Source organism: Pseudoalteromonas xiamenensis (assembly GCF_030994125.1).
In the GTDB taxonomy this organism is placed as follows: Bacteria; Pseudomonadota; Gammaproteobacteria; order Enterobacterales; family Alteromonadaceae; genus Pseudoalteromonas; species Pseudoalteromonas xiamenensis_B.
On sequence record NZ_CP099918.1, the window covers coordinates 760,195 to 780,675 of the forward strand.

At 42.7% G+C, this 20,481-nt stretch carries 11 protein-coding genes and 1 pseudogene; 2 read left to right on the plus strand and 10 right to left on the minus strand.

What is annotated here, in order from left to right:
• The first annotated feature begins 69 nt into the window (after nucleotides 1–69).
• Together NI389_RS20395 and NI389_RS20400 are read left to right on the plus strand one after the other, a co-directional pair.
• A complete protein-coding gene (locus NI389_RS20395; RefSeq protein WP_372588644.1) occupies nucleotides 70–1,152 on the plus strand; it encodes an efflux RND transporter periplasmic adaptor subunit in 1,083 nt (360 codons plus the stop codon).
• 2 nt (nucleotides 1,153–1,154) lie between these two features.
• Nucleotides 1,155–4,208: an efflux RND transporter permease subunit gene (locus tag NI389_RS20400; RefSeq protein WP_308363355.1), complete on the plus strand. Its 3,054-nt coding sequence runs from the start codon at nucleotides 1,155–1,157 to the stop codon at nucleotides 4,206–4,208.
• 60 nt (nucleotides 4,209–4,268) lie between these two features.
• Here the strand turns inward: NI389_RS20400 and rluF are convergent, their stop codons facing one another.
• The 10 genes and pseudogenes from rluF to malQ all read right to left on the minus strand — a co-directional run bounded on the left by rluF (nucleotide 4,269) and on the right by malQ (nucleotide 20,481).
• Complete coding sequence (rluF, locus tag NI389_RS20405) at nucleotides 4,269–5,270, minus strand: 23S rRNA pseudouridine(2604) synthase RluF (protein ID WP_308363356.1); 1,002 nt, start codon at nucleotides 5,268–5,270, stop codon at nucleotides 4,269–4,271.
• Nucleotides 5,271–5,538: 268 nt separating this feature from the next.
• Nucleotides 5,539–5,991: a hypothetical protein gene (locus NI389_RS20410; protein ID WP_308363357.1), complete on the minus strand. Its 453-nt coding sequence runs from the start codon at nucleotides 5,989–5,991 to the stop codon at nucleotides 5,539–5,541.
• 249 nt (nucleotides 5,992–6,240) lie between these two features.
• Nucleotides 6,241–7,335, minus strand: coding sequence for a DUF418 domain-containing protein (locus NI389_RS20415; protein WP_308363358.1), 1,095 nt, complete (start codon nucleotides 7,333–7,335; stop codon nucleotides 6,241–6,243).
• Nucleotides 7,336–7,343: 8 nt separating this feature from the next.
• Complete coding sequence (locus NI389_RS20420) at nucleotides 7,344–8,558, minus strand: EAL and HDOD domain-containing protein (protein WP_308363359.1); 1,215 nt, start codon at nucleotides 8,556–8,558, stop codon at nucleotides 7,344–7,346.
• 275 nt (nucleotides 8,559–8,833) lie between these two features.
• Nucleotides 8,834–10,372, minus strand: a complete 1,539-nt coding sequence (locus NI389_RS20425) for a glycogen synthase (protein ID WP_308363360.1) — start codon at nucleotides 10,370–10,372, stop codon at nucleotides 8,834–8,836.
• An 11-nt stretch (nucleotides 10,373–10,383) separates the two neighbouring features.
• Nucleotides 10,384–11,679, minus strand: coding sequence for a glucose-1-phosphate adenylyltransferase (glgC, locus tag NI389_RS20430; protein WP_208844731.1), 1,296 nt, complete (start codon nucleotides 11,677–11,679; stop codon nucleotides 10,384–10,386).
• Nucleotides 11,680–11,712: 33 nt separating this feature from the next.
• The gene (locus NI389_RS20435; protein WP_308363361.1) at nucleotides 11,713–14,220 is read right to left on the minus strand and encodes a glycogen/starch/alpha-glucan phosphorylase; all 2,508 of its coding nucleotides are present in this window, start codon (nucleotides 14,218–14,220) and stop codon (nucleotides 11,713–11,715) included.
• A complete protein-coding gene (gene glgX, locus NI389_RS20440; RefSeq protein ID WP_308363362.1) occupies nucleotides 14,217–16,262 on the minus strand; it encodes a glycogen debranching protein GlgX in 2,046 nt (681 codons plus the stop codon). Before glgX ends, NI389_RS20435 begins: the two co-directional genes overlap by 4 nt.
• Before the next feature lie 4 nt (nucleotides 16,263–16,266).
• A pseudogene (glgB, locus tag NI389_RS20445) lies at nucleotides 16,267–18,494 on the minus strand (1,4-alpha-glucan branching protein GlgB).
• Nucleotides 18,487–20,481, minus strand: coding sequence for a 4-alpha-glucanotransferase (gene malQ / locus NI389_RS20450; RefSeq protein ID WP_308363364.1), 1,995 nt, complete (start codon nucleotides 20,479–20,481; stop codon nucleotides 18,487–18,489). Before malQ ends, glgB begins: the two are co-directional and overlap by 8 nt.

Below are 20,481 nucleotides of genomic sequence, written 5' to 3' on the forward strand. Positions count from 1 at the left end.
AATAATTTTTAATTTATATCGAATTTTCGTATCCTCATGCAATACATTTCGACATGGAGTAACAAAAAAATGGCAGCAAAAATGTGGGCAATTTTGCCTTTAATGGTGCTTTTAAGCGCCTGCCAAGACAAAGCTGTAGAAAACGAACGAGTTGATATCGTCAGGCCTGTAAAACTTTTTACGGTTGATGGTCTGTCATCAGAAAACTTAAGACATTTTCCTGCTGAAGTCGTTGCAAATCAAGGCTCTTACCTTGCATTTCGCGTCAGTGGAGAACTGTTGCAATTCCCTGTTCTCGCTGGACAACATGTTGAAAAAGGCCAGTTACTCGCCAAACTTGATCCAAAAGATTTTCAGCTCCAGTTTGAAGAGCGTAAGGCTCGATATGAGCTGGCCGTTTCTCAGCTGTCGCGCGTTGAAGCACTAAACAAACAAGGTGTGGCAAGCCAGGCTGAATTAGATCAAGCTAAAGCCAATAAAGAAGTGGCTGAATCTGCGCTAAAAATCGCTAAAACAAATCTAGAGAATTCAGAATTAAGAGCGCCGTTCAGTGGTACCGTTGCCAAAGTATTCGTTAAAAACTTTGAAAATATCCAAGCTAAACAAAATATCTTACGATTAGAAACTCGTGATTTAATGGACGTGGTAATTCAAGTGCCAGAAAAGTTAGTCGCGCGTGTCGATAAAGACACGAATTATCAACCATCCGTTACGTTTGATGGCTTCCCTGATAAATCTTACGAACTCACGGTCAAAGAATGGGATACGCAAGCAGATCCTATTACCTTGACGTATAAAGTAGTTTTTTCTCTACCTGTACCAAAAGATTTTAATCTGCTCGCGGGTATGACTGGACATGTATATATCGATCTCAACAAAATTACCGCGGGTCAGCAGGCTGCGCACATTGTTCCTGTCGAATCAGTTTTCTCAGAGCCAAATCAAAGCCTAAAAGACAATGCCTACGTTTGGGTGTATAACAATGAAACTCAAACCGTTCAGAAGCAAGCCGTCATGGTGGGCAAGCTTCACCAACATGGTATTGAAGTCACTGATGGTCTTGAGACAGGCCAAATCATCGTCGCAGCGGGCGTTCATCATCTTGAAGAAGGCTTAAAAGTAAGACCATGGCAGAAAGAGCGAGGCTTATAACCATGAGTCTTGCTAAATGGTCTATTGAAAACAAAGTCATCAGTTGGATGTTTTCATTACTCCTACTGATTGGCGGTACCGTGTCGTATTTCGGTTTAGGGCAACTTGAAGACCCTGAATTTACGCTCAAAAAAGCCATGATTATTACGGCGTATCCCGGCGCTTCGCCTCAACAAGTTGAAGAAGAAGTGACGTTTCCTATTGAAAATGCTATCCAAGAATTGCCATATGTTGACTATGTGACGTCTATTTCGACCCCGGGTAAGTCACAGATTTCGGTTGAAATGAAAAGCACGTACCGTAAAAAGGACTTACAACAAATTTGGGATGAGCTGCGCCGCAAAGTAAACGACTTGACCCCTCGCCTACCTCCAGGTGTTAAACCAAGCAAAATTATCGACGACTTTGCAGACGTATACGGAGTGCTTTACGCGGTAACAGGCGACGGTTATTCGTATGACGAGCTAAAAGACTACGTTGATTTTCTTAAACGTGAATTGGTCCTCGTTAACGGCGTGAGTAAAGTGACGGTTGCGGGTGAACAACAAGCTCAGGTTATCGTTGAAATATCCACGCAAAAAATGGCGCAATTGGGCATTTCGCCAAACACGATTTTCCAAATTTTACAGCAACAAAATACCGTGTCTAATGCGGGAAGTGTGCAAGTTGACAACGAATATATTCGTCTTCATCCAACCGGTGAATTTCAAAACGTCGAGGAAATGAAAAATCTCCTGATTTCAAAACCTGGTGCAAAAGAGCTCATTTATTTGGGTGATGTTGCAACGGTGAGTCGTGAATACGCGGAAGTCCCAAGTCACATTACACGCTATGATCAAAAACAAGCCTTATTAGTGGGTGTATCGTTTAGCTCTGGTGTTAATGTGGTAGATGTCGGCGCTCGCATAAAACAACACCTAGACGAATTAGAATACCAACGCCCTCATGGTATGGAAATCAGTACTGTTTACAACCAACCCGACGAAGTACAAAAATCCGTGGACGGCTTTATTGTCAGCTTAATTGAAGCTGTTGCAATCGTGATAATCGTATTGCTTATTTTTATGGGCTTTAAAAGCGGATTATTGATTGGTGGTATTTTGCTTTTAACCGTACTGGGTACGTTTATTTTCATGAAGCTTTTCCACATCGACTTACAACGTATTAGTCTTGGCGCACTCATTATTGCTCTCGGTATGCTCGTCGATAATGCCATTGTTGTTACAGAAGGCATTTTGATAAATCTAAAGCGTGGTATGAGCAGATTAGAAGCAGCGGTAAACATCGTTGCCCAAACAAAGTGGCCATTATTAGGTGCAACGGTGATAGCAATCACAGCATTTGCGCCAATTGGTTTAAGTTCTGACGCCAGTGGTGAATTCGCTGGAAGCCTTTTCTGGGTATTGCTCATCAGCCTACTTCTTAGTTGGGTTACCGCGATTACACTCACGCCGTTCTTTGCAAGTTTATTGTTTAAAGAAACAAACGTCGAAGAAGGCGCAGACATCGACCCATACCAAGGTGCTTTATTTAACGGTTATAAAGCCTTACTCAAATTCACGATGAAACACGGTTGGTTGACTATCATCGCGATGGTTGTATTACTTGTCGTGTCTGTCATTGGCTTTAAGTCCGTTAAGCAGTCGTTCTTCCCTGCATCGAACACGCCAATGTTCTATGTAGACTATTGGAACTACCAAGGTGCTGACATTCGTGATACCGCGAAAAACGTAGCTGAACTTGAAGCCTTTTTATTGGAAGATAAGCTTGTCGACGAAGTCACCTCAACGATAGGTCAAGGTGCTCCTCGATTTATGCTGACCTACTCGCCAGAAAAACAGTATCCGGCATTTGGGCAGTTGATTGTTCGCGTAAAAGACCGCGAAGCGGTCGCAACGATGATAGCTAAAGTCCGTGAATATGAACGTACTCATGTACTCAGTGCAAAACTAAAAGTAAAACGCATGGAAATTGGTCCATCAACCGATGCTAAAATTGAAGCGCGTTTTTCAGGACCAGACCCTGTTGTGCTTCGTCAGCTCGCAAGTGAAGCAAAAACTATTCTTCATAGCGATGCTAAAGCTTATAACATCCGTGATAACTGGCGTCAGCGTACTAAAGTTATCCGCCCACAGTTCAACGAACAAAAGGCGCGTCGATTAGGTATATCCAAAGCGGATCTCGACCAATTGTTATTAACCAGTATGTCAGGTAAATCTGTTGGATTGTACAGAGATGGGACTCAGCTGTTACCTATTATTGCCCGCTCACCTGAAGAAGAGCGACTGAACGTAGAAAATCTCCCTGATTTACAAATTTTTAGTCCAGTTTATGGTGTATTTGTCCCCGTAACCCAAGTCGTTGATGGATTCGACGTTGTGTGGGAAGACCCTATCATTATGCGACGTGACCGTAAGCGCACGATCACGGTCATGGCTGACCATGATGTTATCGGTGACGAAACCCCGGCAAAACTATTTGCTCGTGTTAAAACGGATATTGAAGCAATTAAGTTACCACATGGCTACGAGATGCAATGGGGTGGTGAGTTTGAATCTTCGTCTAAAGCTAAAAAAGCCATCTTCGGTTCACTGCCTGTAGGTTACTTAGCGATGTTTATGATCACCGTTTTATTATTTAACTCGGTTAAACAGCCTCTTGTGATTTGGGCGACCGTACCGCTGGCGATTATTGGTGTTTCAACAGGTTTGCTTGCAATGAATGCACCATTTAGTTTTATGGCGCTATTGGGTTTACTGAGTTTATCAGGCATGTTAATCAAGAACGGTATTGTTTTGATGGATCAGATCAATTTAGAACTTGCCAGTGGCAAAGACCCTTACCAAGCTGTTTTTGACTCTGGAGTTAGCCGCGTACGCCCAGTTTCAATGGCCGCAATTACAACAATTCTCGGTATGATCCCACTGTTGTTTGATGTGTTCTTCCAATCAATGGCCGTGACCATCATGTTCGGGCTAGGGTTTGCTACCGTACTGACGCTAGTGATAGTGCCAGTTCTTTACGCGCTGGTCTTTAAAATAAAACCGAATCACTAAAATAGAAAAGGCCCATATGGGCCTTTTTCTTTTCCAAATGAACTACGAATGTAGATTTGGCTACTTTTTCAAACTGAGCGTACCTTGCTTGCGCGGACCAGCTGGTTTATCACCACCATTCGTCTTTTTAAACTTACGTTCCTTTGGGGCGCTACGTTCTTGCTTTTTATCCGTATTTTGAGGTTTGTCTTGTCGAGTGTCTTCACGGCGACGTTCAAAACGAGAAGGCTTATCTTCAGCTTGTTGCTCTTGTTCGTCAACCTTGCTTAAAATTTTCGCCTGCTTTACTTTCTTGCTTTGCGGATTCTGCCAGTCTTCACGCTTGCGAGGGTCTATACTACCTTCCGCCGTCTTCGCCGAATTTTCGACCGCCGAATCAATGGTTCGGAGTTCACTTTCCGTCAATAAGCGCCATTCTCCAGCACGCAAACCATTTAAATTGATGTTCATGATACGAACGCGCTTGAGCGAAGTAACCTCGAAATTGAGGTACTCACACATGCGACGAATTTGTCTATTTAATCCTTGAGTCAGGATAATAGAAAAACGGTACTCACCCATTTTTTTCACTTTACAGCGCTTTGTGATTGTTCCTAGTATAGGGATTCCACCAGACATCTTATCGATGAAATGCTTATCAATTGGTTTATCGACTTCTACAACATATTCTTTTTCGTGGTTGTTTCCAGCGCGCAGAATTTTATTGACGATATCGCCTTCGTTAGTTAGAAAAATTAAGCCTTCAGAAGGTCGGTCCAATCGACCGATAGGAAATATACGTTCGTGATAGTTTACCGCTTTTACGATATTACTTTTAATTTTGCTTTCTGTGGTACACGTCACGCCAACCGGCTTGTTATAGGCAATAATGACACGTTTAGGTTTCGCTTTTAGGGAACGCCCATCAACCAGCACTTCGTCTTCATTACTGACTTTTGTGCCCATTTCTGCAATGTTGCCATTTACTGTAACGCGTCCACTATCAATAATTGCATCAGCCTCACGGCGTGAACAGTAGCCCGTCTCACTGATAAACTTGTTGAGACGTTTCAATTCCGTCATTTGGATTCTCTTTTAACCACAAAGTAGATATTGTAAACCAGAAAGGGAATCTAGATAAACTCAAGTTTTCTTGGTGCAGAATAAAGTGAGACATATACCAACAAAAATTTACTACAACAGTGCAAAAAGCGCCCTGAGGACTCTCGCTTGCTAATCTGACAGGCGTAACACAAAACGAAACAAACTTAGCAGCCAAAACTCACTCGGTTCATTAAAATTACAAGCCCAAACGTGCTAAGTGCCAGTTGAATTCCTTGGTACTTATTGTTTAAGGACAGCCGCGTTCAACCTTTGGTAATTCAACGTTATCTAACCCAACGTTAGCGCCACAATAAAAGATGTACCGTGAGCAATGGTTATTTGCGTCCTCAATCGTTAATAGATTGTCCTGAAAGGAGAATTCAAGTTTACAATTGATGTCGTTTTCAGCCTCTCTTTGAGTATAAACGAGCTTATTTTCAACATAGTCCATACTCAGTGGACCATTAGAGCCTTCAATTGGCGAAGCAATATGGCAAACGTGAAAATTAGCGCCCCAAATTAGCCCCTCTACGGAATAGACTCCTGAAGTTCTTGAGATTTTTACATACGTAGTGCGATTCTCAGACTCTTGTGATGAAAAGCTGGTTATGTTATCGCTTGCCAAATAACAACCATCTATTGAGTCAGCATAGAGATTAGGCACAAAGAGCAAACATAAGAAAACCATAAATTTTTGCACAGAAACCTCATTATAAATTGCGTCTACAATAGCAGGCTGATAATCATCGGATAAATTAACAAACACAACGCAGAAAACCTTACCGGGATATTTAGATGTAAAATTTCACGATTTTTCGTCCATGTATTGCTATGGGAGATCAATAGTGTCGTTTGTCCGCAAAGTTTAAAACTTAATCTTCTATTGACGTTTGCTTACGCACGATGTTGCCAGAAATACAATAACCTTTGGTGTAATAAAATAGATTCTCTATAAGAGCTTTCTTTTTAACCAGCGACTAAGGCACCATTCGAGTGGACCTTGCTCAAAGAATTTCAAATAAACATACGCTGCAATCACTTGTAAACTGACGACCAAAGTCGCCAATACAACGTAGTTGATTAGGTCAAACGTCATCACCCATTCAGGGAAGATGTAACGAAATAGAGCAACCCCTATCACACTTTGAGTGATGTATATGGTTAAAGCTAATTTCCCGCAAGATTCGAGTACCTTTGCAATGACTGATTTGCGTTTCATCAACCAAAAAATCGCCGCGATATAAACGATGGAAGTAAACAACGCGGAAAGCCAATTTAAGGCTTCGGCACTTGCTTGAAGGCGTGCGTTCCCTGATAGACTAAACATGACAACAAGTGCAGAAAACATAATCGCTAAAATACCAGAAAGCCCCGTTACATCGCTCGGAAACCCATTTTTGAACCAGCCTTTTTGCCATGCCCCTAGGCCAATTCGCATTAGCGCTAAGGTATACCAAAGTGTAAGAAATGGGAGAATCACTAACATAATAAAGAAGTTTTTTGCGTTCTCTAAAACGAAACTACCTTCGTTTGAATATAAACTTTCGAAGGCTCCTATGAATTTGGCTCCATCCCTTTTAAAAGGGACCTCTGGTTCTGTCGCTGTTGCAACAAACAAAACCACAGACATGACAACGAGAAGTATAAAGCCCTCTCTAAGGTTCTTCTCTCCCGATTCTTCTACATACCTAACAAGTAACAAGCCAGCACAGCCATATGCAAAGAGTATGTCACCTGCCCATATAAAAAGTCCGTGCAAAAAACCAAGAACGATTAGCGCGCGATGACGATTTTGAATACGAGCAGTCGAACCATATTTCTCGAATTGAAGCGCTATTGCACAGCCAAAGAGAAGACAGAAAAGAGTGCGAAATCGGCCGTCTATGAACACATTGATAAAACTTGATATCCATGCATCAAGAGGATGAGCTTCCCATTTAGACACATATCCCCATTCAAACAACCCAAAATAAGGGAGGTTCATCAAAAATAAACCCAACACCGCGAAACCTCGCAATGCGTCAAGTTGAGAATATCGAGTCATAAGTTCCTTTATATTCGGTCTTTGTACATGTCCGCCCATCGAATTGAAGCTTGGTGAAAATCAGGCAAACAATCATCACTTAGGTTTAATAACATACAAGCTTCTTGTAGTGCCCACCAGCTTCCTTTTTCGTAAGCACGCACCACATTTAAAATATAATAAAGGAAATTTGGTTTTCCCAAAAGCGCTTCTTGTATTGCTTCTGGAAACGGCAGTTTATTTATAACCACTTCCATAGGCTTATCTAAAATAGCATCGAGTAATGAGAACAAACCGACAAGAAATGCCGAGTTCGAATTCGTCGGCATCAGTTTCTTTGCAATCAATTCACAGAACCTTGAGCGGACGATACTTAATCGAGTCAATTCTGACGGTTTCATGTGGGCGACATGGGCGGTCATTATTAGACCAACAAACTTTCTCACTCTGTCGTCACCTAGATATACCAAAGCCTGCTTTAACGATTCAATTCGACTCTTAATCGGAAAGACACCTGAATTGATGAGCCTTAACAACTTGTACGCAAGCGCTGTGTCCTGTGCAAACAACTCCGCAATTTTATTGATATTGATGTTAGGTCTTAACACTTCAGCATAAATCAACAACGCGATAGCGTAATTGACATCGATATCGTTCTGTTCAATGACTCTGGGCTGGGCGAAGAAATAACCTTGGAAAAAGTTGAATCCCATCGATTTTGCTTGTTCAAACTCTTCCAATGTCTCCACTTTTTCGGCTAGAAGCTTGAGATTTTTTCTTTGTTTTAGGTCCTCGACTTCATCTTTTATGTCCGATAGCGGCGTCGCCATAATATCAAACTTAATTAAACGAATAAGTTTAAGAAACGGTTCCCAATCTTTGGAATAAACAAAATCATCAAGCGCCAAACGATAATCACTGTGAAACAGCGACCGCACAAGCTCGTAGTTTTCAGGTGTTGGATGGATCGTTTCGAGTAATTCGAGAATGACATCTTTAGAAGGGAGAAAATAGCTTAACTCTTGTTTAAGAGAATCGGGGCCTATGTTGATAAGAGCCTTTTTGCCCGATGTGAGATAACGCGTTCCAAGGTTGAGCTGATTATCCATGATAAGGCGCGCTGTGGCTCTATCATCAGAAATATTCGGAAAACTATTGCTTGTTCCATCTCTAAATAATAACTCGTAGGCAACCACTTGCTGCTTTTTATTAAAAATCGGCTGACGCGCGACAAATACCTTCAAGTTAGGCTCCTTCGTTGAAGCAAAACATCCATACACAACTAGAATAGCTCAAGAGCGGTCAACCTGTGCAGAGATGCAAATGTGCAATACTTTTGTTTATTATTTTTTTTGCATTTTAAACCTAAAATCGTAATTTTGAAACTAACTCATTAAATTAACACGAATTTCATGCATAAATCAGAAAGAAGTATTATCTATAAATTGCTATATTTCCAAATACGAAACAAAAAAAGAAAAACTAGATGAAGGCGTTAACACCACCTCCATCCATACATTTAGTGATAGAGTAAATGAAGGTATTGTTCAGCGATGTAATGCCACTCGAATCGCTGTGATTGAGCTGAGCCTTTAATATGTTGATAACGCTCATTGTTCTGCGCGGCATCACTTACTGCTTCCTTGAAAACCTCAATTAGGTTATGCACTTGCTCCTCAATATTATAGCCAGAGAAAGTGTAACCTGTTGCACCGTGCTTTACGGTGTCTGCCAGTCCACCGACTTGATGCACTACACAAGGCTGTCCTGCTCGCATCGCTAACATTTGGCTTATTCCACAAGGTTCAAATGATGAAGGCATTAGGAAAATATCACCCAAATGGTACAGCATGTCCCCTATACTCTGCCCATAGCCATTTAAAAACAAGACGTTCTTATGTCGTGCCATAACTTGAGTAAACAAGTACTCTAAATGTCCATCGCCGGATCCTAAAATAACCATTCTACCATCACATTGGCTGACGACTTCTGCGAGCGCATCTAACGTGATACCTGAGTTAAATGGCTGCCTTAATAAAAACGCTTTTTGGTCAGTTAATCGCCCAACACTGGTAATTAACGGACCAGAGAAGTCCTCTTTAAGCCACTGCGAAATACGTTGATGAGCAATATAATAGGTTGACTTTAATTCACCAAATTTCGCCATCCAACGGAATAACTGTTCCTCGGATTGCCCGAGAAAATCAGCTAAAGTCTCTGTACCTAGACTACCAGTAGAATAGTCACATCCGTTAATTATTCCCGCTAATTTGCCGACGTGACTTGCTTCTTGCATATCAACTTCGAGTCGCTCACCGCCGAAAAATCCGTGCTCAGGTACACTTGGGTTCATAACTTCTTTTGCGTAGGTTGGCGAAACGACGTGTACTTTGTCACACAATTGAATGCCCGCACGCATAGGGTTATAACAATGTGGCGCACTGTGGTCGCAGATAGCTCGACCATCGTAACTTAACGTTGGAAACCACGCTTCTAAACTTGAGTCATCACCTTTGAACGGTCGTATTCCCTGAAGTGCCAAGTTATGTACAGTATAAACAAGCCGTTTACTCGCCAAATGGTCAAATCGACGACTAAAGCGTGCCAATGTTGCGACTGTCGCAGCATGCCAATCGTGTAAATGCACCACATCTGCATCTGGGATTAATTTGTGCTCTAGTACCTCACAAACGGCAGCACTGAAAAAGGCAAATTTGGTCGCATCCGTTGCAAACGGGCGAAATCCTTCATCGTTACAATAAATATCGCCGCCGTGCTGGCTAAATAATGAATGACCCACAACGTACTGCGAGACATTACAACCTACCAACGACACTTTCCAAAGTGTTGCTGTTTCCAAATGCTGACGAAAAGGGACTGCAATATCAGCGACAAACTGACGAGTTAACGACGTTTGTCCATAGTCTGGGACGATGACGCTGATCTGATGTTCAAAACCAGCAAGCGCTTTAGGGATGTCTCTTACAACATCCGCAACGCCTCCGACTTTGCAATTTGGCAACGCATCATTTTCCGCTGCCACCATAACTATATGCATATTTTGCCTTACTACGCACTTTTTAATGCCTTGTTATCTTTCGATTTTTGTTTAAGGGCTGTCATCATATCTCGAGTGACTAGTACAATACCCTTTTTACTCACTCTGAAACCATTGTGCAAATCTTCTTGCTCATCATAGCCAATTCGCATGCCTTCGGGAATGTGGCAACTTCTATCGATAATGGCATTTCTAATTTTACAATGGCGACCGATCACCACACCTGGTAAAACGACTGATTTTTCGATTTCACAGTAAGAGTGGACATGAACATTTGAAAACAGTAACGATTTACGCACCACCGAACCAGAAATAATACAACCACCTGATACCGTTGAGTCCACTGCCATCCCACGTCTATCATCGTCGTCGAAGATAAACTTAGCTGGAGGAAGCTGTTCTTGGTATGTCCAAATAGGCCACGTTGGATCGTACAAATCGAGTTGCGGTTCAGGCATCACGAGCTCCATGTTGGCTTCCCAAAATGAATCTAATGTTCCTACGTCACGCCAATAAGGTTGCCCCTCATGTCGAGGATCTCGGAAAGGGAAAGCGTAAACGTGATGTTCTTCTATGATAGCAGGAATAATATCGTGTCCGAAATCACGACCTGAACCTTCTTTTTGGGCGTCTTTACGAAGCTGCTCAAACAAAAACTCCGTGTTAAACACATAATTCCCCATTGACGCTAAACAAACACCTGGTTTACCCGGGATAGCGGTTGGCTCTTTTGGTTTCTCATCAAATCGACGCACGCGTTTATCTTCGTCAACAGTCATTACGCCAAATGTGCCAGCAGCTTCTTCGCACGGTACTTCAATACAACACACGGTCATATCGGCACCAGTCTCTACGTGTTTTGCTAATAACGCACCGTAATCCATTCGATAGACGTGATCGCCAGACAAAATCATGACAAATTTAGGTAATTCGTGACGAATGATATCCATATTTTGGAATACCGCATCAGCCGTACCACAGTACCACTCGTCACCATAGCGTTGTGATGCTGGCAAAATCTCGACAGATTCGCCAAGTTCCTTCTTAAAATGGCCCCACGCTCTATTGACGTGACGGATTAAACTATGGGATTTGTACTGTGTCGCAATACCGACACGACGGATCCCAGAATTAATACAATTAGACAGTGGAAAATCGATAATACGATGTTTACCACCGAAATAGACAGCTGGTTTCGCACGCCAATCCGTTAACTCATGGAGTCTAGAACCTCGGCCTCCAGCCAAAATAAGCGCATAAGTTTCCCTCGTTAAATTACTGATATATCGGTTTGCATAATTAGGCATATATTTTCTCCATTATCCTGCTTTGCGCTTTCACTACATGGGTGACAACCGCCAAATCTCATCACTGTATTGTTGTATTGTTCTATCACTTGAAAACTCGCCACTCGCAGCCGTATTTAAAATGCTCATTCGAGTCCAAACGTTTTTATCTAAATAAGTAAGTGCCGCTTGCTGTTGTTGTTCAACATAAGAGGCAAAATCATACGCAACTATCCAAGGATCGTTCGGGCTTCGTATTGCATTAATAATGTCGTCAAAAAGACCCTGTTCGAACAAGTTGAAGTGGCCGCTTTCAAGCAATGCCATGACTCGACTAAGGTTGCCATCTTGTGCAATTAGTTGATTTGGGTTGTAGGCGGCTCGAATTGCTGTAACTTGCTCTGATTGAGCTCCAAACAAAAAGAAGTTTTCAGAACCAACGGCATCTCGAATTTCGATATTCGCGCCATCTAGCGTTCCAATCGTAATTGCACCATTCATCATAAACTTCATGTTGCCCGTGCCAGACGCTTCTTTTCCTGCTGTTGAAATTTGTTCAGAAAGATCCGTGGCAGGACATATGAGTTCCATTGCGGACACGTTGTAATTCGGAAGAAACGCGACACGAAGCAGTCCGTTTGTTCGTTCGTCGCTATTCACAACATCTGCGACACTATTGATTAGTTTTATTATTTTCTTCGCCATGTAATAGCCAGGTGCGGCTTTGCCACCCAATAACACACAACGAGGAACGAAATCTTTGATGTCTCCACGCACAATTCTGTCGTATAAGTGGATAACGTGTAGAATATTCAATAGTTGACGTTTATACTCGTGGATGCGTTTAACCTGCACGTCAAACATCATGGTTTCATCAAACTCCACCCCCGTTTTCGCTCGCACAAAACCAGCTAGTCTCGCTTTGTTATCTTGCTTAACGCTGCGCCATTTTTCTTGAAATACCTCATCATCAAAATAACGGCGTAGTTGACTAATTTGATCAAAATGTCTGACCCAATTAGGACCAATATACTCAGAGATCAATTCACTCAGAGCAGGATTACACTGCGCAAGCCAACGTCTAGGTGTAACGCCGTTCGTTTTGTTATTAAACTTTTCAGGCCATAGCGCGTAGAAGTCTTTAAACAAACCACGTTCGAGCAAGTCGGTGTGGAGCGCCGCAACACCATTCACAGAAAACGAACCTACAATGGCTAGATAAGCCATACGAATGTGTTGCACTGGCCCTTCTTCGATAATTGAAAGCGTACGCTGCATATCGACGTCACCAGGCCATTGTCGCGCCACCAAACTTAAAAACCGTGCGTTAATTTCGTATATTATTTCGAGTAGTCGTGGCAAAAGTTTTTCAAACAGTGGTACTGACCACCGTTCTAGCGCTTCCGGTAACAATGTATGATTTGTATAGGCCATCGTCTTTGTTGTGATGGCCCAAGCTTCGTCCCATTCGAGTTCATATTCGTCAATCAGAAGTCGCATTAATTCTGCGACGGCAATGCTCGGATGCGTGTCATTTAATTGGAAAACGTGATGTTCAGCGAAGTCTTTAAAATTATGCCCGTTTTGGTTTACCCACGTTAATAATATATCTTGCAGACTGGCGCTTGATAGAAAGTATTGTTGGCGCAGTCTCAGTTCTTTACCGTTTTCGCTACTATCATTCGGATATAGAACCATTGTAATTTGCTCTGCAAGATTTTTCTTGGCAACGGCTTCGGAATAACTCCCTGCGTTAAACTCTGAAAGGTCAAACTCATCGGTCGCTTCTGATTTCCAAAGTCGTAACGTATTGACGACCTCGTTACGGTACCCTGGGATCGGCACATCATATGGTACAGCTAGGACATCTTGAGTGTTTGTCCAAACTCGATGTTCGCGTCCATCTTTATCTTTATGCGTTTCAACGTATCCGAAAAACTTTACCCGCACAGCTTGTTCCGGTGCACTGAGCTCCCACGGATGGCCCTCTCGCAACCAATTATCTGGTTGCTCAACTTGATTTCCGTGGTCAATGATTTGATTGAACATACCGTATTCATAGCGAATACCATAGCCAAGTACCGGCAAGCCAAGTGTCGCACAACTATCTAAAAAACACGCAGCTAGACGCCCTAAGCCTCCGTTGCCCAAGCCAGCATCATGTTCGGCTTCTTGCACTTGCTCAAGCGAAGTGCAGTATTGTTGCAACGCATTTCGAGAGGAATCCGTTAGATCAAGATTAAGGAGTGCATTTCCTAGAGCTCGTCCCATCAAGAACTCAAGCGAAAGATACGCCGCTTTTCGCGTTTTTTTACTCCTTAAATGCTGCCTAGTCGCGCGGCATCGAGCAACAAGCCTATCTCGAATCGTTAATGCTAACGCGTTGTATAAATACAGGTGCGATTCACCAACTTTATCTCGACCTAATGTGTAATAGAAATGGCGTGTTAAATCATCAACTAAGGTGTTTTCGTCTATTTTAGGTGCATCGAGCCAATGTTTTACGATACAAACGTCTTGATTAACTTGAGGGGTTGTTGGGGCATTCGACTTTTTGCTCATTTCAGTTCCTCATTCTTTGCCGTGAAGAGCCAACTACTCTTCGCTTCGATTTGTAAATTCGCTTGTGTTGGTACTGTGATATTTGAATTGCTGGTTGAGATGGCAAATTGCCATGTTGCATCGACAGGACAGGAAGGAAGCGTAAGATTCAGCAAACTGTCCCCTGCGTTCAAAACAATCAACACCGCTTGATTAAGTTTTTTATCTAGAAGCGCACATATCAACCACTTACGATTGGATTCATGCCAGTTTTCTTGATTCATCAGTTCTCCACTTTCTGTATACCAATTAACGCCAAAACGGGGATGGTTTGGATGAACAAAAAATGGATTAGAAAAGAGTGAAAACTGCCTGCGGATCTTGAGCACATCGTGAATGAAGAAGCTCAGTGCATGGCCCTTTTGAGCCGTTTTCCAAGCTAGCCAACTAGAAATATTGTCCTGACAATAGGCGTTATTGTTACCGCCTTGCGAATGCCCAAATTCGCTCCCAGCGCTTATCATGGGTACGCCTTTTGAAATTAAGAGTGTCAACAACGCATTTTTTTGCATTTTTAGACGAAGCGCATTGATGCTAGGATCACTTGAAAAACCTTCGACGCCGCAATTGAAGGAGAAGTTTTCACTGTGCCCATCCCGGTTCTGCTCTCCATTGGCTTCGTTGTGCTTTTGTTCATAACTCACCCAATCCGCGAGCGTAAAACCGTCATGGCTTGTGATGAAATTAATACTATTTAACGGACCACGAAGATTGTGTTCAAACACGTCGTTTGAACCATGAATACGTTTCGCAAGTTCAGGCAAAATACCGTTATCACCTCGCCAAAAACGACGGACGGTATCTCTAAATTTATCGTTCCATTCGCGCCATGGCGCGGTGAACCCGCCTAGTTGATAACCTCCTGGTCCTACATCCCATGGCTCAGCAATGAGTTTCGATTTTTGTAAAATCGGGTCTTGTGCAATTGCTTGCAAAAACGCGTGATGTGGATTGAATCCGCCTAAATTACGACCAAGAATGGTTGCTAAGTCAAAGCGAAAGCCATCTACCCCCATTACTTCAACCCAATATCGCAGACTGTCCATGACTAAACGTAGCGTAGCTGGATGGTCTATGTTGATGGTATTTCCACATCCAGTATCATTTATGTAGGCGTCTGGCTTTCCTTCAACAGTGCGGTAATAAACGGCATTATCAAATCCTTTAAAAGACAGCATAGGTCCATCAATGCCAGCTTCCGCAGTATGGTTAAAAACAACATCCACAATGACCTCAATGTTATTTTGATGTAGTTTTCGAACCATTTGCTGAAACTCAGCAATATCTTGACCTACTAAATACGCTTTGTGTGGAATGAAAAAAGAGAGTGTGTTGTAGCCCCAATAGTTTTGGAGCCCTTTCATAGTCAAAAATTGTTCGCTAATAAACGCATGGCAAGGAAGCAATTCAATAGCCGTTACACCCAATTGCTTGATGTGATCCATGAAGGCTTCGTCACACAGAGCGAGATACTTTCCTCTTGTACCTTCTGGAATTGCAAGATTTCGATTCGTTGCACCTTTAACATGGGTTTCATAAATCAGTGTTTTGGCCCAAGGGTGATTAGGTCGTTCACCCTCGTATTTACTTAGCCAACGTACCTTACTTTTAGGCATATCAATGGCGTTGTCAGAGGTGTTAAGTGTTCCAAGAGGCATATGGCAAAAATGACGTTCACTCCACGTAAATTCACCATGAAAGTCCGTCGCATAGGGGTCCAAAAGCAGTTTGTTTACATTAAAAAATAAGCCTTGTTCGGGTTCATACGGTCCGTCAACACGGAAGCCGTATAATGCTCCTTCGTTAAGGGGACTGACGCGAATACTCCAGAAGCCTCCTTCATGCTTAACACACGCAATGCGAGCAACTTCGCTATGTCCACTTTGGTCAAACAAGCACAGCAATACACTGGATGCGCGTGGCGCATACACCGCAAAATTCACCCCATCTTGCCAAGGTGAAGGTCCGAGTGGCTTAGGTACTCCCCTTACGGACTTGATCATGATGCTACCCTGCCACCTTTCTCAAATAGAGTGTAGTAAGAGGTCCAATACTCAGCTCAATACTATGTTCAAACCCATGACTGGCAACAGGCTTTGATTCGACCAGCTGCTGAGCATGTGACACTGCAAGAACCCCTGAACCATAGAGCTGTTTGTCATCCGTATTCAGTATTGTTTGATACACCCCAGATGAAGGAACACCAATTCTATAAGTGTGATGAACTGTTGGTGTAAAATTGGCGATAACCACCACAACTTCGTTTGCCTGCTTTCCGAATCGGATAAAACTGAGCATACTTTGCTCTGCATTATGGCAATCAATCCATTTAAATCCGACTGGCTTTGTATCGTTTTCATGTAAAGCAGGGATCGTACGATAGTGCTGATTCAGTTTTTTAACGAGTTCGAACACAGCTCTATGGGGTTCAGAATCTAACAGTGGCCAATTAAGTTGTCCGTTGTGGTTCCATTCTTCTCGTTGAGCAAGTTCTGCCCCCATAAACAAAAGCTTTTTGCCTGGATGCGCAAACATAAACGCTAGGTAAGCTCTAAGATTTGCGAATTGTTGCCAATCATCGCCGGGCATTTTTGACAACAACGACCCCTTTCCATGTACTACTTCATCGTGGCTTAAGGGCAAAATGTAATTTTCGCTGTAGGCATAGGCCATTGAAAAGGTGATTTCGTGATGATGATATTTTCTATGAATTGGGTCACGTTTAATGTAAGACAACGAGTCATTCATCCAACCCATATTCCACTTATAACCAAACCCGAGACCATTGTAATCGGTCGGAGCCGTCACGCCAGGCCACGCCGTAGATTCCTCCGCTACCATCATGACTTGCGGACAGTTAGCATAGCTTCTCGCATTGACTTTTTTAAGCATGCGATTGCACCGAGGTTTTCGCGCCCTCCAAAACAATTTGGGATCCACTCACCCTCTTTACGCGAATAATCGAGATATAACATCGACGCAACGGCATCAACACGCAGTCCATCTATCTTGAACTCTCTTAGCCAATATTGCGCATTGCCAAGTAAATAAGACTGAACCTCAGGCCTGTCGTAGTTATAGATATAGGTGTTCCAATCTGGGTGAAAACCTTGTCTCGCGTCCGCATGCTCGTACAAATGAGTGCCATCAAATAGATGCAGACCATTTTCATCTGACGGGAAATGTCCAGGAACCCAATCCACGATTAGACCCAATTCAGCTTCGTGACAACGCTCTACAAAATAGGCAAAATCCTCAACACTTCCAAAACGGCTCGTTGGCGCAAATAAACCGACTGGCTGGTACCCCCATGAACCATCAAAGGGGTATTCACTAACCGGCATTAACTGAATATGTGTAAAACCAAGCTCGTTAACATAGCCGACTAAATCATCAGCAAGTTCACGATAGGTGAGATATCGATTTCCTTCTTCTATTCTTCTCTTCCAACTGCCTAAGTGCACTTCATAAATTGAAACGGGTGCGTCAACTGCGTTTTGCTTTTTCCGGTTTTCTATCCACTGCGCCGATTTGTCGGAGATAGAGACAAGCGGCTGGACGATGGAGGCGGTGCCTGGCGATTGCTCCATTTTGAATGCGTATGGGTCGGCTCGTTCAAATCGATTTAGATCACTTGCCAAAATACTGTATTTATAGGCCTCGTTAGCACTAATATTTGGTACAAAAAGCTCCCAAATCCCAGCAGCAGGGTGAAATCGCATTGGATGAGCGCAGGCATTCCAGCCATTAAAATGACCAATAACCGACACGGCTTTGGCATTGGGCGCCCAGACGCTAAAGCGAACTCCCGATATCGAGTCCAACTCGACAAGATGCGAGCCAAGTAACTTATAACTCGTTTCGAGGTTACCTTCATTGAAGAGGTATAAATCGTGATGGTTAAGCGATGTCCCAAAGCGGTAAGGGTCTTCAAGGCTTACTTTTCCGTCCTCATAGTCTACCTGTAAAGTATACGTCCTAGCGTCAATGGAAGCGTCTACCATCACAAAGAAAAGCGATGACTTTGCCACGCGCTGCGTAACAAATTTTTGAGTACCAACACACACCGTAACATCAATAGCGGTTGGTAAGTATGCCCTGATTATATTAGTTTTAGCATCGAGCTTGTGTAATCCCAAAAACGAAAATGGGTCTCGAAAACTGGCATGATTAAGCGCGCTCAATTCAGCTTGCCACTCACCACTTTCCTCTTTGTTTAGTCGGATGTTACCCATTCAATGTCCTTAATTCTTTTACTTCTTTTAGAAGCTCGAGCTTCTTATTAAAAATATCTTCGACCGAGTGGTTTAATTTTCTTCGCCAATTCGGAAACTCCAAATTCGTGCCTGGCATATTTACAGGAACAGTGGCTTCATCAAGATCATCCAACTGGACCGTCAATAAGCGTGAATCGGATTTAGCGAGAATTTTAAGAAGGACTTCATACACTAACTCAGGTGAGCATAATCCCGTGACTTTATTACCACTGTGTTGATGGATCCATGTGCACAACTTAACAATTTCTAATTGCCTTTCTTGTAACAACTCGTCTTTCTTTTGGTCGTTTATAAGTGCATATTCAAAGCGAAGTTCAATGTCTTTCGACTGCCACCAGCCATAAAACGGAGGGACGTCATGATTTGCAATCATGAGCAAACTTTCTTTTCGATAAGTTGTTGGGCTTACAAATTGACCAACGTGATCTTTTTCAAAATAGAAAAGAATGTTTGAGAAGATCCCTGACTCTTTAAGAGCAGTTCGAACTTCTTCAGGAACAATCCCCAAATCCTCGCCTATTAGCATGACGTTATTTAGCTGAGACTCAATCAGCAATATAGAAAGTAGATGTTCAAATGGGTAATACATGTAGCAACCCGTTCGGTGTCCATCTTCCTGAGTGAAACACCACCACAGACGACGGATTGCCATTACATGGTCAATTCGCAAACCACCTACGCCTTTCATGTTACTTTTGATGAGGCGACGAAAATAAGCATAGTTATCCAAGCTTAGATGTTTAGTATCGAGCGCGGGTAGCCCCCAGTCCTGTCCATCTTCTGCCCAGGGGTCAGGTGGTGCACCCACATTTGCCCCGTTTGCAAACAAGTGCCGATATTCTTGAAATTCATCGCCATCGTCCGCACATCCAACGGCTAGATCATTAATTAAACCAATCTCCATGCCAATGCTTTCACACATCGATTGGCAATCATAAAGTTGTTTATGTGCAAGCCACTGATAAAAATGGTTTTGTGTCAATTCACGTTCATTTATTGCCGCAGCAGGAACCACTGCATAAGACAAGAATTCACTATAGACTTGTTCTTTACTTTCACCACTCCACTTTTGATAATCTCGATAAAGTAGTCCTAACACCTCATACTTTATTCTTGAGACCTCACTGTAATCGATAAAAGGTGCACGTTTTATTGTCTGTGAAGCTTCTTCAACTATTCGCGACAATTGCATCCCCACATCCATCGTAGCGAGCGCAATGGCTTCTGCCAGATTGATGTAGAGCGGATTTAAAAAACAACGGTGATTTGGACTGTATGGACTTGCTCGTTCGGGTTGTTCTTCAAAAAGCTCATGTAGAGGGTTCAGTAAGATGTAGTCAAGCAGTCCTCGGCTTTGTTGAATAAGTAGCTTAAGGTCTCCAAAATCCCCGATACCTAGATTACCTTTCTCGTTCAAACTATACAGTTGAATGGAAAGTCCTACTCGTTTATCGCGGGCATCAGTTCCAAACGCTTCCGATGGCACTATCCAAAGCTCAGTGGGAAATTGCTCTCCTTTAAAAGTCAATTTTGCATTGTGATAACCGATTGGTATGGATGGCAGATGAAATCCAACTTCCACATAGCGAATATCCTTGTAGCGATAGTCACCAAGCACATCTGGTGTTAGCTTTTGCTGTAGATTGATTTGAAGACTCGGGATTTCAAGCCCAATCAACATATCTAAATCCGATTCTGGAACTCGAACAGATAATCTATAGTCCTTTTCTTTTACAAGCGAAACGCCAGTCACTGGCTTTAACCATTTCGCTATATCATGTTCAAAATTATGTGCGCTGAGGGCGTTTATGTCAGACACGTCAATATCACAACATCGCAAAGCCTGCTTACGTGTGTCATGAGAAAAATAAACGTGTTCACCTGTATACTTAGTAAACTCACTACCTACACCATGTAGATACATGGCTTGTTCCAATACATCCAT

Excerpts from the sequence above, each read along its gene's own strand:
- NI389_RS20395 (WP_372588644.1), top strand. The coding sequence starts at position 70 with ATGGCAGCAAAAATGTGGGCAATTTTGCCTTTAATGGTGCTTTTAAGC.
- NI389_RS20400 (WP_308363355.1), top strand. The coding sequence starts at position 1,155 with ATGAGTCTTGCTAAATGGTCTATTGAAAACAAAGTCATCAGTTGGATG.
- rluF (WP_308363356.1), bottom strand. The coding sequence starts at position 5,270 with ATGACGGAATTGAAACGTCTCAACAAGTTTATCAGTGAGACGGGCTAC.
- NI389_RS20415 (WP_308363358.1), bottom strand. The coding sequence starts at position 7,335 with ATGACTCGATATTCTCAACTTGACGCATTGCGAGGTTTCGCGGTGTTG.
- NI389_RS20425 (WP_308363360.1), bottom strand. The coding sequence starts at position 10,372 with ATGCATATAGTTATGGTGGCAGCGGAAAATGATGCGTTGCCAAATTGC.
- glgC (WP_208844731.1), bottom strand. The coding sequence starts at position 11,679 with ATGCCTAATTATGCAAACCGATATATCAGTAATTTAACGAGGGAAACT.
- NI389_RS20435 (WP_308363361.1), bottom strand. The coding sequence starts at position 14,220 with ATGAGCAAAAAGTCGAATGCCCCAACAACCCCTCAAGTTAATCAAGAC.
- glgX (WP_308363362.1), bottom strand. The coding sequence starts at position 16,262 with ATGATCAAGTCCGTAAGGGGAGTACCTAAGCCACTCGGACCTTCACCT.
- malQ (WP_308363364.1), bottom strand. The coding sequence starts at position 20,481 with ATGGATGTATTGGAACAAGCCATGTATCTACATGGTGTAGGTAGTGAG.